The sequence below is a fragment of the Epilithonimonas sp. genome, from assembly GCF_032054305.1.
Taxonomy (GTDB): Bacteria; Bacteroidota; Bacteroidia; order Flavobacteriales; family Weeksellaceae; genus Epilithonimonas.
The window spans coordinates 806,057-821,376 of sequence record NZ_DAMBSX010000001.1 but is presented as its reverse complement, the minus strand read 5'-3'; the positions used below and the strand labels follow the sequence as shown (position 1 = coordinate 821,376).

At 35.6% G+C, this 15,320-nt stretch carries 17 protein-coding genes; 6 read left to right on the top strand and 11 right to left on the bottom strand.

Going from position 1 to position 15,320, the window contains the following annotated elements; all coding sequences use genetic code 11:
* Positions 1 to 23: 23 nt before the first annotated feature.
* The 8 genes from RTX21_RS03740 to RTX21_RS03705 all read right to left on the bottom strand — a co-directional run bounded on the left by RTX21_RS03740 (position 24) and on the right by RTX21_RS03705 (position 7,741).
* The gene (locus RTX21_RS03740; protein WP_312765371.1) at positions 24 to 1,184 is read right to left on the bottom strand and encodes an NAD(P)/FAD-dependent oxidoreductase; all 1,161 of its coding nucleotides are present in this window, start codon (positions 1,182 to 1,184) and stop codon (positions 24 to 26) included.
* 24 nt (positions 1,185 to 1,208) lie between these two features.
* A complete protein-coding gene (locus RTX21_RS03735; RefSeq protein ID WP_312765369.1) occupies positions 1,209 to 1,961 on the bottom strand; it encodes an AraC family transcriptional regulator in 753 nt (250 codons plus the stop codon).
* A gap of 9 nt (positions 1,962 to 1,970) precedes the next feature.
* Positions 1,971 to 2,273, bottom strand: a complete 303-nt coding sequence (locus tag RTX21_RS03730; protein ID WP_312765367.1) for a type II toxin-antitoxin system RelE/ParE family toxin — start codon at positions 2,271 to 2,273, stop codon at positions 1,971 to 1,973.
* Positions 2,273 to 2,521 carry a type II toxin-antitoxin system ParD family antitoxin gene (locus RTX21_RS03725; RefSeq protein WP_312765365.1) on the bottom strand — a complete coding sequence of 83 codons (249 nt, stop codon included), beginning with the start codon at positions 2,519 to 2,521 and terminating at the stop codon, positions 2,273 to 2,275. Before RTX21_RS03725 ends, RTX21_RS03730 begins: the two co-directional genes overlap by 1 nt.
* Before the next feature lie 54 nt (positions 2,522 to 2,575).
* A complete protein-coding gene (locus tag RTX21_RS03720; protein WP_312765363.1) occupies positions 2,576 to 4,051 on the bottom strand; it encodes an alpha-amylase in 1,476 nt (491 codons plus the stop codon).
* A 393-nt stretch (positions 4,052 to 4,444) separates the two neighbouring features.
* Positions 4,445 to 5,527, bottom strand: a complete 1,083-nt coding sequence (dinB, locus tag RTX21_RS03715; RefSeq protein ID WP_312765361.1) for a DNA polymerase IV — start codon at positions 5,525 to 5,527, stop codon at positions 4,445 to 4,447.
* Between the two features lie 114 nt (positions 5,528 to 5,641).
* Positions 5,642 to 7,126, bottom strand: a complete 1,485-nt coding sequence (locus RTX21_RS03710; protein WP_312765360.1) for a serine hydrolase — start codon at positions 7,124 to 7,126, stop codon at positions 5,642 to 5,644.
* 99 nt (positions 7,127 to 7,225) lie between these two features.
* The gene (locus tag RTX21_RS03705; RefSeq protein WP_312765359.1) at positions 7,226 to 7,741 is read right to left on the bottom strand and encodes a thioredoxin-like domain-containing protein; all 516 of its coding nucleotides are present in this window, start codon (positions 7,739 to 7,741) and stop codon (positions 7,226 to 7,228) included.
* 161 nt (positions 7,742 to 7,902) lie between these two features.
* Between RTX21_RS03705 and RTX21_RS03700 the strand changes: the two genes are divergently transcribed.
* Genes RTX21_RS03700 through RTX21_RS03675 form a run of 6 tightly spaced genes read left to right on the top strand, consistent with a single transcriptional unit; the run spans position 7,903 to position 11,634 of the window.
* Positions 7,903 to 8,538 carry a Crp/Fnr family transcriptional regulator gene (locus RTX21_RS03700; protein ID WP_312765358.1) on the top strand — a complete coding sequence of 212 codons (636 nt, stop codon included), beginning with the start codon at positions 7,903 to 7,905 and terminating at the stop codon, positions 8,536 to 8,538.
* A 55-nt stretch (positions 8,539 to 8,593) separates the two neighbouring features.
* A complete protein-coding gene (locus RTX21_RS03695; RefSeq protein ID WP_312765357.1) occupies positions 8,594 to 9,433 on the top strand; it encodes a DUF5777 family beta-barrel protein in 840 nt (279 codons plus the stop codon).
* 10 nt (positions 9,434 to 9,443) lie between these two features.
* Positions 9,444 to 9,803: a cytochrome c gene (locus tag RTX21_RS03690; RefSeq protein WP_312765355.1), complete on the top strand. Its 360-nt coding sequence runs from the start codon at positions 9,444 to 9,446 to the stop codon at positions 9,801 to 9,803.
* 19 nt (positions 9,804 to 9,822) lie between these two features.
* Positions 9,823 to 10,365, top strand: coding sequence for a YceI family protein (locus RTX21_RS03685; RefSeq protein ID WP_312765353.1), 543 nt, complete (start codon positions 9,823 to 9,825; stop codon positions 10,363 to 10,365).
* Positions 10,365 to 10,883 carry an ankyrin repeat domain-containing protein gene (locus RTX21_RS03680; RefSeq protein ID WP_312765352.1) on the top strand — a complete coding sequence of 173 codons (519 nt, stop codon included), beginning with the start codon at positions 10,365 to 10,367 and terminating at the stop codon, positions 10,881 to 10,883. Before RTX21_RS03685 ends, RTX21_RS03680 begins: the two co-directional genes overlap by 1 nt.
* A gap of 4 nt (positions 10,884 to 10,887) precedes the next feature.
* A complete protein-coding gene (locus tag RTX21_RS03675) occupies positions 10,888 to 11,634 on the top strand; it encodes a T9SS type A sorting domain-containing protein (RefSeq protein ID WP_312765351.1) in 747 nt (248 codons plus the stop codon).
* Positions 11,635 to 11,674: 40 nt separating this feature from the next.
* Here RTX21_RS03675 and RTX21_RS03670 read toward each other — a convergent pair whose 3' ends face one another.
* From RTX21_RS03670 to RTX21_RS03660, 3 genes are read right to left on the bottom strand one after another with little or no spacing between them, the layout of a single operon-like run.
* Positions 11,675 to 12,490, bottom strand: a complete 816-nt coding sequence (locus tag RTX21_RS03670; protein WP_312765350.1) for a purine-nucleoside phosphorylase — start codon at positions 12,488 to 12,490, stop codon at positions 11,675 to 11,677.
* Complete coding sequence (gene lpxK / locus RTX21_RS03665; RefSeq protein ID WP_312765349.1) at positions 12,474 to 13,499, bottom strand: tetraacyldisaccharide 4'-kinase; 1,026 nt, start codon at positions 13,497 to 13,499, stop codon at positions 12,474 to 12,476. The genes RTX21_RS03670 and lpxK overlap by 17 nt, the downstream gene beginning before the upstream one ends.
* 46 nt (positions 13,500 to 13,545) lie before the next feature.
* Complete coding sequence (locus tag RTX21_RS03660; RefSeq protein ID WP_312765348.1) at positions 13,546 to 15,279, bottom strand: CotH kinase family protein; 1,734 nt, start codon at positions 15,277 to 15,279, stop codon at positions 13,546 to 13,548.
* Positions 15,280 to 15,320 lie beyond the last annotated feature (41 nt).

Here is a 15,320-nt window from a genome sequence, read left to right as displayed (position 1 = left end):
CGTTTTTTGAAGATATTTTGAAATTAATGACTATTAAAAAATCCTAACATAGCTTCCAAAGCATTTTCAGAATGCATCAGTTTACCATTTTCCAGAGATTCTTTTGCTGCAATAGAAGCTCTTTTTTGCATATTTTTTTCATAGACAGAAATGGCTTCGGTTAAAATATTGTATTTTTCAGAAGTTAGACATTCACTCAACTCCAATGCATCCAGCATTGCCATATTAGCGCCTTCTCCTGCAAATGGCGGCATTACGTGTGCTGCATCTCCAATCATTGTAAGATTTGATTGCGTTTTCCAATTCTGGTCAAATGGCATACAATAGATAGGACGCGGAACAAAAGGTGTTTCTGCATTTTCGAACAATTCATACCAGATTTGATTCCACTCGGGATAATTGGTTTTGAACCATTCCAGAACTTGTGTCTTATCAGAATAGTCCAAACCATTAGTTGAAGACCATTTTTCATCGGATTTAAAACTTGCATAAAATCCAATGTCGCCATTCCCTTTCTGTCCCATCAACAGGTTTTTCTCATTTCCGAAAGCCATTATCTTTCCTCCTTTCAAGAGAGTATTGATGTTCGGTGCAGTTTCTTTTGCATTGTAGATATTTCCTTCCAGCATTGTAATTCCGGAATAAAAAGCTTTGATGTCCGTGATGTAAGGACGAATTTTAGAATTCGCACCATCAGAAGCAATAACAATATCTGCATAAGCTGATGAACCATTTTTGAAATATAATCTCCAACCTTCATTTTCTTTCTCCATCGAAATGAAATGGCTGTTCCAAACAACAGTTTCGGGCTGTAAAGATTCCAATAATATTTGTCTTAAAGTTCCACGGTCAATCTCTGGACGAAAATGTTCGTGTCCAAAATTTTCCCCAACTTTCGTTTCGTGGTCGCTGAAGAATATTTTTGCCTGCTCATTCATTATCAATTCCCTATCAGCTCCTGTTAGAAAATTCTTTTTGAATTCTTCCAACAATCCAGCTTTCCGAATCGCAGCCAAACCAGAGTCGTGATGCAAATCCAAAGGCGAACCTTGAACACGCGCATTTTTATCGAAATCTCTTTCATAAACTTTCGCATCTGCGCCTTTCAGCTGTAAAAGACGTGCTAAAGTCAGTCCGCCAGGACCACCACCAACTATTGCAATTGATTTATTATAGATTAGCATAATTTTAAATTTTATGCTGCAAAGCTATTTTGTGTGATAAACCAAAAATTGTAAAAAACGGTCGTTTTGATTCTTGAACAATTCTTTGGGAGAAACGCCGGAAAGTTTTTTGATTTCTTTGATGAAATGGGACTGGTCTGTAAAGTTAAGTTGTGGAGAAAGATTTCCGTCTTTGATATGATGAAGCGAAGCCTGAAAACGTAATATTTTACAGTAATATTTTAATGAAATTCCCAATTGCTTTTGGAAGTAACGATTGATTTGTCGCTCGTTCCAGACTATTTTTTCAGCGAGTTCTTTCACGCTGATTTCTCCATCTGTTTCAAAAATCAAATTGAATAATTTTCGTTTTCTTTCATCAATTTCTTTTGGTAAAAGCGATTGGATTTTCTGATTTGCTTTTTCACAAAATGATTCAAAATTATCTAAATCATTAATGCTGAAATCCCAAAAGTTATTAGGTAATTCTTTTCCGCTGTCCACAAATTCTGCAATGGATTGATGGAGGATATATTCCAAAGCCAAAGGATTAAAACTGATTGAGAAAAAAGTTTCAATTTTTCTTTGTGGCATTGGTTTAGGTTTCGTTTCCAAACCCATTAATATAATTTGAAATTGATTCTCGTCAGTTTTACAAAAGAGCAAATCAATTTTCCCATTCGGGATAATAACGCCTTCATTGAAGCCGGACAAGTTTTCCAATGACGAATAACAATAAACAAAATCAGCCAGCGACTGGTCTGGCTTAATGAGTTTATATTGTAATTCTGTGGACATTATGGAGAGTTATATATCGTCTAATCTTGATTCGATATCCATTTGCTGATGCAGGATTCTTATAATATCAATCCTTTCTTTTTTTAGATTAATTTTATAAAAAATAAAATGTGATTTTACTCTTGACCGAAAATATCCTTTTCGGATTTCATTATAATCTTTTCCTGATTTTGGATTTTCAGAAATATATTCTATTTCGTCCATTATCAAATTGAAATATCTGTCAGCTTGTTCAATAGACCAGTTTTCAAAAGTATAAAGCCAGATTTTTTCCAAATCGTTCAATGCTTCATTACTGATATTGTAATTCATTATTCAGAAGAATACTTTTTATGAATCTCTTTTAGGAAAGACTTACTATTAAAATCTTCTACTAAACCAGATTTTTCTCCCTTTTTTAATTCGTTGATTAATTCTGCTTTTTTAGTTTCTTCTCGCTCAAACATCCTCAAAGCAGTTCTTACAACTTCACTTGCTGAAGCGAATTTTCCGGACTTAATTTGTTGATTTATAAAATTATCAAAATAATCACCCAACAAAATAGATGTATTTTTAGCCATAATTTACAATTGGTTTCAATTTCAAATATACCAATAATTGGTATTTATTCAAAATTAAATTAACTCTGCAACCCAAACACTCACATTGCCTGCAGGACAAGGAAAATTGGCCCAGCCGTTTTCATCGATTGTCACTTTATCCTGCAAGTGTCCAGTTAAATCATAAAACGTTTTCCCGGCATATCGTTTCCCTATTTCCATTGGTTTTTGATTCACATCTCTGTTACTCAAAACAACTGCACAACCCGAATGTTCATCATCGCCTTCGCGAGTCCAGCCAATGCAATGTGCATCATCAAAATAATCTCTTTGTTCTCCATAGGCAAAATCTTTTCTGGCTTTGATGAGTTCTTCAATCGCATCTACTTTGTCAAGGAAGATTTCATATTCGTTGCCGTCTTTTCCTTGGTCTTTGTAGCTCGCCCCGTATAGGTCGGGATAAAAAATACAAGGATAGCCATCTTTTCTCAGCAAGATCAAAGCATAAGCAATTGGCTTGAACCAAGTCTCAACCGGCGCTTCCAAAGCCTGAAGCGGCTGCGTATCATGATTGTCAACCACTGTTACTGCTTTGTCCGGATGAGTGGCGACAAGCGTTTCATTGAAAATCTCTCTCAGGTCATAATCCGGATTTTTTGATGCTTGATGCAGATTATGGTGTAAAGAAGAATCAAACAGACTCATACAACCTTCAGTAGAATCTATGTAAGCCTGTAAAAGTGGTAATTCACCGGGCGCCCAATATTCTCCAACAGCAAAAATATCTTTGCCTGAGTTGGAGCGCAAAAGTGTTAGCCATTCTTTATAAAAATCAGGCGAAATATGTTTTACGGCATCTAGTCTCACACCATCAAAATCCGTTAAGTCATAGTACCATTTTCCCCAATGATTCAGTTCTTCGCGGACGAAAGGATTGCGGTGTTCTATATCATTATACATCAAGAAGTCATAATTCCCTTTTTCATCAGTAATGATATCATCCCAGCCTTCGCCATGTTCGGTAATGATTCTGAAAATCCCCTTTTCCTGCCCTTCTGCATAATCTACACCAGAGAAGCAAGTGAAATCCCATTTGAAATTAGAATAAGTATCACCTCTTCCAGGAAAAGTAAATTTAGTATAAGATTCGATTTCAAAAACATCAGAGATATCTTTGTTTCGGTCTTCCTCATCTACTTTTACGACATTGAATTTCTCCAGCTCATCGCCTCCAGCTTTATGATTCAGGACTACATCTACAATCACTTGAATATTTTTTTCTTTTAGGGATTTAATCGCAGCCAGATAGTCGTCCTTCGAACCATATTTTGTGACAGTCGTTCCTTTTTGGTCAAATTCTCCCAAATCAAAAACGTCGTAAGCATCATAACCAACCGAGTAGCCGCCATTTGTGCTTTTATATGCTGGTGGAAGCCAAACTGCTGTGATTCCCAGGTCAGAAAGATATTGTGCAGAATCTTTGGTATGTTTCCAAAGGAAAGAATCACCATCGGTATACCAATGGAAAAACTGAATCATTGTCCCGTTCATAAGATTGTAGATTTTTCAGATTGTTTGATTTGATGTTTCGTTCTATGAAAATATCAAGCCAATGAGTTCCGGAAAGATTTAAGAAAAAGTAAAAAAATCAAAACCAGGCAAAAAGGTTCGGTTTCTACGCTAAGGCTCAAGAACGAGGCAAAAAGGGTGGATTTTCAACCTAAAATGCTTAATTATGAACCAAAAAGGGTGATAATTTAGGCAAAAAGGATGGTTTTCCAGTCTAAAAGGCTCAAATTCCATGCAAATTGACTTGATGATGAATCAAAAAGGCCCATTTTCAAGTCAAAAAGATTCGATGATGAGTGTAAAAGACTCAAATTTCAGTCAAAAGATTCAAAAACGAATCAAAAGACTCAATGATGAATATAAAATCATTCGAAATTAATCATTATCAAAATCCTCAAAAGGAATCCTCAACTGTACAGAAACCTGTTTTTTCTCGTCCGTATTGAGGTTGGATAAGGACAACCCGAGCAATCTGATGGCTTTGTCATAAGGTCTTAGTTCCCAAAGTTGTTTCGCCGTATTGTAGAATTTCTCAGCATTCTCGAAATAGAAATCCTGCGTTTTGCTTCTGGTGTAAAGTGCAAAATCTTGGTACTTAATTTTAAGGGTTAAGGTTTTACCTTTGATTTCTCTTTTCCCGAGACGCTCTTCCAATTCTTGACTTAAAGATTTAAGTTTTTGCTCGATTTCCTCATCTTCATTGATGTCATCCCAAAATGTTCTTTCCACTGCCACACTTTTCTGGATTCGGTTTGGTTTTACTTCTCCGTTGTGGATTCCACGGACAACATTATAATAATACCTTCCGGATTTTCCGAACAATTTTTCCAATTCGTCCAGAGATTTGGCTTTCAAATCAGAACCTTTGAAAATGTGAAGCGTGTGCATTCGATTCGCAGTCACTTTTCCGACACCGTAGAATTTTTCAATCGGAAGATTTTCCAGAAACTCATCAATCTTCGTGGGATGAATGGTTTTCTGTCCGTTTGGTTTATTAATGTCAGATGCGACTTTAGCCAAAAATTTGTTAACGGAAATGCCTGCAGAAGCGGTTAATCCGGTTTCTTCAAAAATTCGTTTTCTGATTTCTTTAGCGATGTCATTCGCAGATTCGATTCCTTTTTTATTTTCGGTAACATCCAAGTAAGCTTCGTCCAGAGAAAGGGGTTCTACCAAATCAGTATATTCATGGAAGATGTTTCGGATTTTGTTGGAGATTTCTTTGTAACGTTGAAATCTTGGCTTTACAAAAATGAGATGCGGACATTTTTCTTTGGCTGTCTTACTTGGCATCGCCGAGCGTACCCCGAATTTTCTTGCTTCATAACTTGCTGCTGCAACCACGCCACGATGCTGTCCTCCAACAGCAATGGCTTTTCCACGCAAACCCGGATTGTCGAGCTGCTCCACGGAAGCATAAAAAGCGTCCATATCTACGTGGATGATTTTTCGTTGCATTTTTTAGAAGTTAGGAATGAGAAGTTAGAATTTAGATTTGATTCGAGAACAAATTTAATCAAAAAAAATCCCGAAAAATTTTTCGGGATTATATTCTTTCTTTGGCAATCTTGATTATTTTTTATCTTTCAAATAATTGCTTGCATTCGTATTATTAGGATTTAGTTCCAGTGACTTTTTATAATTGATGATGGCGTCTTTCCGATTTCCTAATGCTTCCAAAGTTTCAGCGTAACTATCATAAACATTGGCACTATCAGGGAACAACAAGGTATTTAGTTGGAAAACCTGCAATGCTTCATTTTTCTTTTCTTGTTCTAAAAGTTGATAACCCCAGGAATTGATTTCGTCTTCAGAAAGTTTAAAATCTTTGTTGCTTTTTTTAATTTTCGTATAAAGTTTATAGCTATTTTGAAATTTATTTTCAATGAGTTGTTGACGTAATAATTTCAGATTTTTGCTAAGACCAAAACCATTTTTAACTTTCATATCGGGGAAGTAAAAACCTGCAATTTCATCAATAAACCATTCGGGATTAGAACCTTGCAGATTGGTTAGGACTACAATCGAAAGTTTGTCTTGCGGATATACAAATAATGCTGAGCGCATCCCACCAACAGGTGCTGCGGCAGGATGTTCTTCCCTCACAACTGTTGGCCAGCCTAGCGCATATCCATTGGTGAGTTTATTAAAACCATCGATATGTCCATCATTTAATTTTATGGAAGTGAAAAGCTCTTTAGCGCTATTTTTATTCTGTAATAGTTTTCCGTCATTTAAGGCGATAAGCCATTTGCTTAAATCTTCGGAAGTGGAAATAATGCCTGTAGCAGTTCTGAAGAATACGGGAAAGCTTGCAAAAGCATTGTGTAGTTTTCCATCATTAATCCACTTGCCATCGATGTTGATAATTGTAGAATAAGCACCAGCATTATTTGGTACGATATCATTGGAGTCTCCAAACTGTGTAGAAGTCATATGACAAGGCTTGAATTGGTTTTCTTCAATGAATTGTGTGAAATGCTTACCACTCAATTTTGTGATGATTCTTCCCAGAATGTAATATCCGGTTTGGTTGTAACTAAATCTCTCTCCAGGTTTAGATTCCATAGGCAATTTCTTTACCAGTTCCCAGTTTTTTTCTTCAATACCGTTGCCTAGAACCTGTTCTTTTTCATCAATATTATTAGGAAGTCCGGACGTATTGCTTAACAATTGTTTTATCGTAATAGATTTCCAATCATCAGGAATATCAGAAATGTATAGAGAAATAGAATCATTTGTTTTTAATTTCCCTTGCTCCTGTAGTTGCATAATCGCAACACCAACAAAGGCTTTTGTCATAGAATTAATCGAAAAAGTACTTTTTGAAATGGTGGGAACCTGATGTTCCAGATTGGCAAAGCCATAATTACTTAGTTTTTCCAGTTTTCCATTTTTGATGACAGCCAATTGTAAACCAGGTATTTTTAGTTGTGACATTTTATCCTTTATGAAAACGTCAATACTGTCAGAAGTAGTTTGGGCTATCAGTTTATTTGATAAGGCTACAACAGATATTAAAATAAGAAGTTTTCCGGTTATGAAAAAATTTTTCATTTATAATCATTTATTAGCTAGACAAATATAAAAGCCTTTCTGTTACATTAGATTGTGAATTTTTAATAAAAAAATCCCGAATGATTTTCGGGATGTTGATTATTTTGTGAGTCTGTCAATTGTCGCTTGGATGTCTGGGTCTTCAGGAGAAATCGCATAATATTTTGTGATATTCGATTTTTGGTCCACCACAATATATCTCGGGATCCAGTTGAGGTCCACATAATTATTGAAATCGTTTTTCCAACCGGAAGCAAACCAATAATTCTCCTTCTCAGTCATCTCAAATCTCTCCAGGCTTTTATCAAAACCTTCTTTTGAGCGTTCTAGGGAAAGAAATACAAAGTCAATATTTGGATTTCTAGCTTCCAATTCTTTTGCTTTTGGAAATGCTTTCAGGCAATCTTTGCACCAGCCTGCCCAGAAATCAAGAATGAGTACTTTGCCTTTGTGTTGTTTCAGAATCTGGTTGATGGAAATCTCTTTCCCGTCTTTATCCTGTAATGTTTGTGCTAAAGCTTCTTTGGAAAATTTGGTTTTCAGAACTTTTGGAACTTCCTGAGAAAAGCCCAATTGAAACACAAATAATAAGATGTAAACTAATATCCTCTTCATTTTTTTAAATTTTAATGAACGAAGTTAGTGATTAATATTGAATTTGTAAGTGTTAAGAAATGTTTGTGTTGGATAATGTTTAATCCGTAAGGTATTGTGAAATTTGTTTTGAATTTTATTGAAATTATCAAAATATATTTAATTTTGAATAAAAATTATTAATGGGAAACTCGGATTTCATCAAAAGAAAATTTGAAAAATTTGATGAAGGTTTTTATCAGGAACTCAAAGAGCACGGAATTTTTACCTCGGTCAATGCTAAACAAGAATTGATTGCTGAAGGTGATAAGGTAAAATTTATCCCTATACTTATAAAGGGTTCGATAAAGGTTTATAATTTGAATGACGGGAAAGAGCTTGTTTACTATTATATATCACCAGGTGAGAGTTGTATTATGACTTTTTCTACGATATTCACCGATAAAGTGAGCCGAATCTACGCTGTCTCCGAGGAAAAATCCGATGTTCTCCTTTTGCCTGTCTCTCAATTTTTAATCTGGCTTCAGAAATATCCCAGGCTGAATCAAATGTTTTTTCTGGAATATGATTCCCGATATAAGTTTATGATGGAAACAATTAATAAAATTGTTTTTCAGAAGCTTGACCATAGGGTGTTGGAATATCTCCACGAACGAATCAGAAGAAATGGGACTGATGCCGTAAAGGTTTCCCATAAGAAGATTGCTGATGAACTGGGAACAGCGAGGGAAGTCGTAAGCCGTATTTTGAAAAAATTTGAAAAAGAGGGATTGATTACACAAAGCCCATTGGGTATAGGGATAATTGAAAAACGGTGACTTTAGTCACCGTTTTTTTTTGTGCAGACGTCATAATTTTGAATAAAAAGGTTGTATGTCAAAACTTCTATCATTTATCTCTTTATTCATTCTGGTTTTCTATTATGCACAGGACGATCTGTTAAAAGAAATCGATACTGTCAAAACCGAGACGCCTTATTCTCCCAGTTTCAAAGCATTGCAGGTTGTTACGGCACAATCCACAAAATTACCTGCGAGAAAAGAATTCTATCTTGACATCTCTCATAGATTCGGGGATGTAAGTGATGGGTTCAAAAACTTTTTCGGATTAGATAATGCGACCACAAAATTAGGCGTCATCTATGGATTAAGAGATTGGCTTGCGCTGAGTGCTTCCAGACATACTTACCAAAAAACCTATGAGTTTGGTGCAAAATACAGACTCTTCAAACAGGAAAAAGAATCGCCATTTGATATCGTTGGCTACAACGTTCTCGATATTAATTCCGAACTTAAGAAAGATGATTTCCCAAAGCTGGAATTCTCCGACAGATTTGCCTATCTATCACAATTGTTGATTTCCAGAAGATTCACTGAAAATCTGACTTTGCAATTGATGCCAAGTTATATCCATAAAAATCTCATTGAACCGACAATTGATAGCAAAAATCTCTTCTCAACAGGTTTAGGCGGGCGATATAAAATCTCAAAACGCGTTTCTATCAATGCAGAATATTTCTACAACTTCGAGGATAAGAATTTTTACAAAAATCCTTTGTCTGTAGGGATGGACATCGATACCGGCGGACACGTATTCCAGTTGGTTTTCAGTAATTCGCAAGCCAATACGGAAACAGGTTACATTACCAATGCGACCGGTGATTGGGGAAAAGGCCATTTCTTTTTTGGGTTTAATCTTTATAGAGTTTTTTAAAATGCTGAATATGAAAAGTACAATAAAATTAGTCATTCCGATTTCAGGATTTTTGATGTTGATGAGTTGCGATACCAAAACTTTTGAAGAGATCTCTGATGTGAAACCGATTACAGAAACTGTGAGCTACAACAAAAATGTGAAGACGATCATTGATAATAATTGTGTCGTTTGCCACTCGTCGACAGGCTCTAATCCATATTTCCCACTGACAGATTATACGGCTGTGAAAAATTCTATTGATAATATTTTGGACAGAATCCAAAGAGCGAACGGTGACCCTTTGAAAATGCCTCAGGGCGGAACACTGTCTCAGGATAATATCAATATGATTATCAAATGGAAAGCAGATGGTTTGCTTGAAAATTAATTAATAAAGGAAAAGAAAAATGAAAACTTTAGTTTTTTTTATAAGCATGATTCTAACCTCGAATTTCGTTTTTGCTCAAAAATATTCTACCAAAACAGGTAAGATTACTTTCGAAGCTTCGGTTCCGCTATTTGAGGATGTTTATGCTGAGAATAACAATTCAACAGCAATCCTGAACGCGGATACTGGCGATATTGCTTCGCTAGCAATGGTTAATGGATTTACTTTTAAATCCAATCTGATGCAGGAGCATTTCAATGAAAACTATGCAGAATCTGCCAAATTTCCTAAGACAAGCTTTAAGGGGAAAATCCAGAATTTTAATAAAAGTGATTTGTCAGCCAAACCAAAAGCTTACACCATTTCCGGAACATTGAATTTCCACGGTGTTGATAATGCGGTACAATCGACGGCTAGTGTCTATCTGAAAGATGATAAAGTTGTTGTTCAAGGAAAATTTGTTGCTAAAACTGCAGATTATAAAGTTAAAATTCCAAAAATGGTGGCTGCAAAAGTAGCGGAAAATGTGAATGTCAATTATAACTTTTTACTCCAGAAATAATGAAACAATATTTTACAATACTTATATTAATGATTTTTGGTTTGAGTTTTTCCCAGTCCAAAAACGTTTTCGATGTTGCCCGAAGCGGAACTCTTGACGAAATGAAAGCTTTGGTCAGTCAAAATCCGGATATCATTAATTCTAAAAATGAAAGAAGTTTCACACCTTTGATTTTGGCCTGTTACAGAGGTAATACGGAGGTTGCGAAATATCTGATTGATAACGTAAAAGATTTGAATTATGTAAGTCAGGAAGGAACGGCACTGTCTTCATTATGTATTAATTATAACAAGGAGCTTGTGGAAAAAATGCTGTCGAAAAATGCAAATCCCAATATTCAGGACTCTTTTGGAAACACACCGCTTTTGTGGGCGGTGAAAAGGAATAACCTGGAACTTGTAAGCATCTTGCTGAAAAATAAAGCAGACATCAATATAAAAGACTCTATGGGAGTTTCTGCTTTTGAATATGCTTTGAAATCTAATAATAACGAATTGATTAATCTTCTGAAACATTAAAAATATGACAAAAAACTTACTAAAGATGCTTCCGCTATTGATTGGCGGAACTATGTTTTCTCAATTTTCTACTGGAGTTGTCAGTCTGCCAACCACAGCGATGACAATAAAAATTGATACTGATCCGACCAATGTTACAATGACGCTCACTGGAAGCAGTACAGCATGGCTTGGCGTAGGATTTAGTCCGGATGGAATGGCTGCTGGAGCCGATGGGTTCATTTATAATAGTACTGCCAATAGGGATTATATGTTCAATGGTGTTGGAGTAACACCTTCTGCGGACGCTGTACAAAATTGGACAGAGCTTTCTAACACGGTTGCTTCCGGTATTAGAACTTTGGTCGTGAGACGAACGCTTGCTGGCGGTGCTGGTGACAAAGCATTCACAAATGCAGCTGGAACGCTAGATATTTTTTATGGTAAGGGAACTTCTACCAGTTTGGCTTATCATGGAGCGGGGAACAAAGATTATGCGACCTTAACCTTATCACCATCTTTGGGTGTTGATGATGCTAATACTTCTGCCAAGAGAGTTGGCATTTATCCAAATCCTGTAAAAGATGTTTTGAATATTACTAATTCTGATAAGATCAATTCGCTTAAAATTTATGATTCTACAGGGAAGCAGGTTCTATCTCAGAAATCTGCTGCAACAATGGATGTATCTCAATTGACAAAAGGTGCCTATTTCATTGAATTTGAAAATATAGACGGCTCGAAGAGTTATGAGAAAATAATCAAAAACTAACGAAAAATCCTCAGAAATTTCTGAGGATTTTTGATTTTATTTAGCTGTAATTTTTCACGAGTCCTTTTACGATTTTAATCACATTCGGCATTGCCTTATTCGCTGCTTCAAGAACCTCTTCATGAGAAACGGCAAAAGATATTTCTGGTCCGCCTAGATCTGTGATGATTGAAAGGCAGAAACAATCCATTGCCTGGTGTTTTGCAACGATTACTTCAGGAACAGTACTCATCCCAACAGCATCACCGCCGATGGCTCTTACCATTCCGTATTCTGCAGGTGTTTCAAAAGTTGGTCCTGTCAAAGCCACATAAACACCTTCTTTTAAGTCAATATTTTCTTGAATGGCAATATTTTTAGCCAATTCAATCATTTTACGATTGTAAGGCTCGCTCATATCAACAAAACGAGGACCTAATTCATCGATATTTCTTCCTCTCAATGGATGTTCCGGCATCATATTGATATGGTCGGTCAGAATCATCACATCAGCTATCTTGAAGTTTGGATTCACACCTCCGGCAGCATTAGAAAGAATCAAATTTTTAATTCCTAACAAATGAAAAACTCTAAAAGGAAAAGTTACCGTTTCGACAGAATGGCCTTCATAATAATGAAAGCGCCCACTCATCATCAAAACTTTTTTGCCTTCAAGCATTCCGTAAATCAATTTTCCGCCGTGACCGACAACTGTGGTCTGAGGAAAATTAGGAATGTCTTTATAATCTAAAATATGAATAGCCTGTACTTCGTCCTGAAGTTTTCCAAGACCAGAACCCAAAACAATAGCAAAATCAGGAGTTTCCCTAATAATGTTTCTGATGAATTCTGCTGTTTCTTTAAACTTTTCTAACATAATTCTGAATGATTTTGTTAAAATCTTCTCGTTTATCAATCTCTACATTGATTGGCCAATAATAAATCTTATCCCGAAGGTAGTCAAATGCTTTTAGGCGAACATAATCTTTTTCTGTGGTCAGAATGACTTTATATTCTCCTAATTTTTTGTATTCTGCTGATATTTTTTTGATATCATCATCCGTAAAATTATGATGGTCTTTATATTGCAGATGTTTGATCTTCTTGTTGTATTTGGAGATCTCTTTCAATAATTGTGAAGGGTTGGCAATTCCGGTTATTAGCAAGACATCATAATAATCCAGATTTTTTACAGGCATCATTTTATCAATTCCAAGAATGTTTTCGTCATAAGAAATCGCTGAAAAGAAAACTTTTTGATAATGCTGAGGTCTGATCCTTGAGATATAATATTGCTTTTTCTCCTCTGTAAGGTCATCTGGGCATTTTGTGACCATAATGATGTTCGCACGCAGCATTCCATTTCTACTCTCACGCAAATCACCAGCTGGGAGAATGAAATCTTTGAAATAGGGGTCGTTGTAATCTGTCAGAAGAAGATTCATCCCGGGTTTTATAGCGCGATGCTGATAACTGTCGTCCAAAAGCAAAACCTCCAGATTCATATCAGCAATGATCTTCTTAGCGCCAAAAACGCGGTCTTCGCAAACGCCGATCACGAAACGATTTCTGAAACGTTCGAATAACTGCATAGGCTCATCGCCAACAATCTTATAATTGCTGTCGTAATTCACAATGCCATAACCTTTGGTCACACGTCCGTAACCTCTGGAAAGTACACCGGTTCTGTAGAATTTGGAAAGATATTCTGCCAAATACATCACCATAGGTGATTTTCCGCTGCCACCAACCGACAGGTTTCCGACACCAATTATTGGTGTTTTGAATTTCGTAGAAGAAAAAATTCCCCAATCATACATTCGGTTTCTAATAGAAGTTCCCAAATGATAACCCAAGGAAAAAGGGTAGAGATACCATCTTTTCATATGTGGCAAAATTAAGGAATTCTGTGAGAATAAAAATTCAAAACAATTATTTATCAATAATAAGTTTGATGTTTTGCTTGAATCCTAAGCTTGTCTTTACTTTCAAAATATATCTACCATTCATCAGATTTCCAATGAATACACTTTGGGTAATCGGTTGCTGAGAAATAGTTTTTGCTCTTCTCCCAGAAGTGTCGTAAATCTCTATGTCTAAAAATGAAGTGTCTGTTTTATTATTTTTGTCAATGAAATAGATGTAGTTCTTTGCTGGATTGGGATAGAGTTGTATCTTATTATTTGTTTTTTCGATGTCCGGATTGTTAGAAGGTATTTCGGTTGGGGAAAACGCAAAAGTCTTATCCAGATAGTCCAGCCTTCTTATAAGCCATTGGCGGATGTATGCAAACTCTTCGTACTCTGTAGCTATTGTGCTTCCGGAGTTTGCGAGTTGATCTCTTTCTAACGCTCCATTGGTTTTCAGATAGTCAAAATTGTCTATTAATAATTGCATTATTTTATCGACAGTGATTGTGCTTGCTCTTAGTTCCAGCCATCTTTTGTTTAGATCATAACGGAATCCATCATTTCTTTGGTCGTTAAAAAGTCTGTTATATAAACCATTAGATAACAAATCATCTGTAATATCCTCAGAAGTGCTGTCCCATATTCTTCCAAAAACGCCATCCAGGTCCCAAGGGATGAAAAAGTATCTTTCATTTTTATTGTACCTTGCTGTATAGATGTTTTTGCCCGTGTTGTCTTTGGCTCTTATTGTATTAGAAAAAATGAAATAATCAATTAGATTATCACTATCATATTTTTGTTTGTAGCTGTTATAAAAATCATCGTCACTACTATTGATGGCAAAGTCATGTAGATTATAAAAATTGCTCCAATCTCTCAGGTCTTTCGGGTATTTGTATTCGTAACCGCCCCATATTTCGGAAGTGTTATCATAGGATGTAATTCCTTGGTAGGTTGTATTATCATCCCATTGATCACCTTTGTATAGTTCTCCGCGTATTTCTGTTTCTGTATTTTTTTTGAGTTTCAGTTGTTTTCTATCTACTTTCTCGCTAATGGCGTAGATTCCTTGATATGAGTTATTGACAAAAACTTCCACATATTTCATGTTGATTCCTGTCTTAGCTTCGGGTTCCAAATCTTTATAGTATAAACTACTCATGTTGTTCCATAATTGCCAGGCAGTTACACTATTTAATTTTAGAGTTTCATTATACATTGCCTGAAAATTCCAATCTTTATCTTCTCTCATTCCTAAAAGAGAAAGGTCCTGAGTGTCATCTCCAACAGTATCATTCCAGAATTCTATCTCATAAGATTTTTTAGGGTAACTTTGAGAGGTAGCACCTCTGTATTCTATGCCCGCATTAGATTCTGTGATTTTCCCACTTGTTTCTACGAGGTTGATTTTCGATAGAACTTTCGGAGTATCTGATATTTCTGATAATGTATCAATAAATAATAATGGTAACTCTGTAAAAAATATGGAATACCTTGACTGGTAAAAATCTCCAAATCCTAAAGTATATCGGATTCCTTTTTTTAAATTGACAACATTGTCTAAAATTTTTGAATTATTATCATTGATAATTAGGATGATAGGTTGATTATCAAACTGCAATTTGCTGAGGTCAGCATTACAAACAATAATTTTTCTTTCTTCGTCTATTCTGTAACTGTTTTTGGGAAGTGCAATGGTTGAAGCGCTAGAAAAAGTACTCAACAAAATAAGGAAAAGGGTTATAAGTTTATTCATACTACATTTTTTCGTTTGCAAATATAATTTTTTCAAACGCT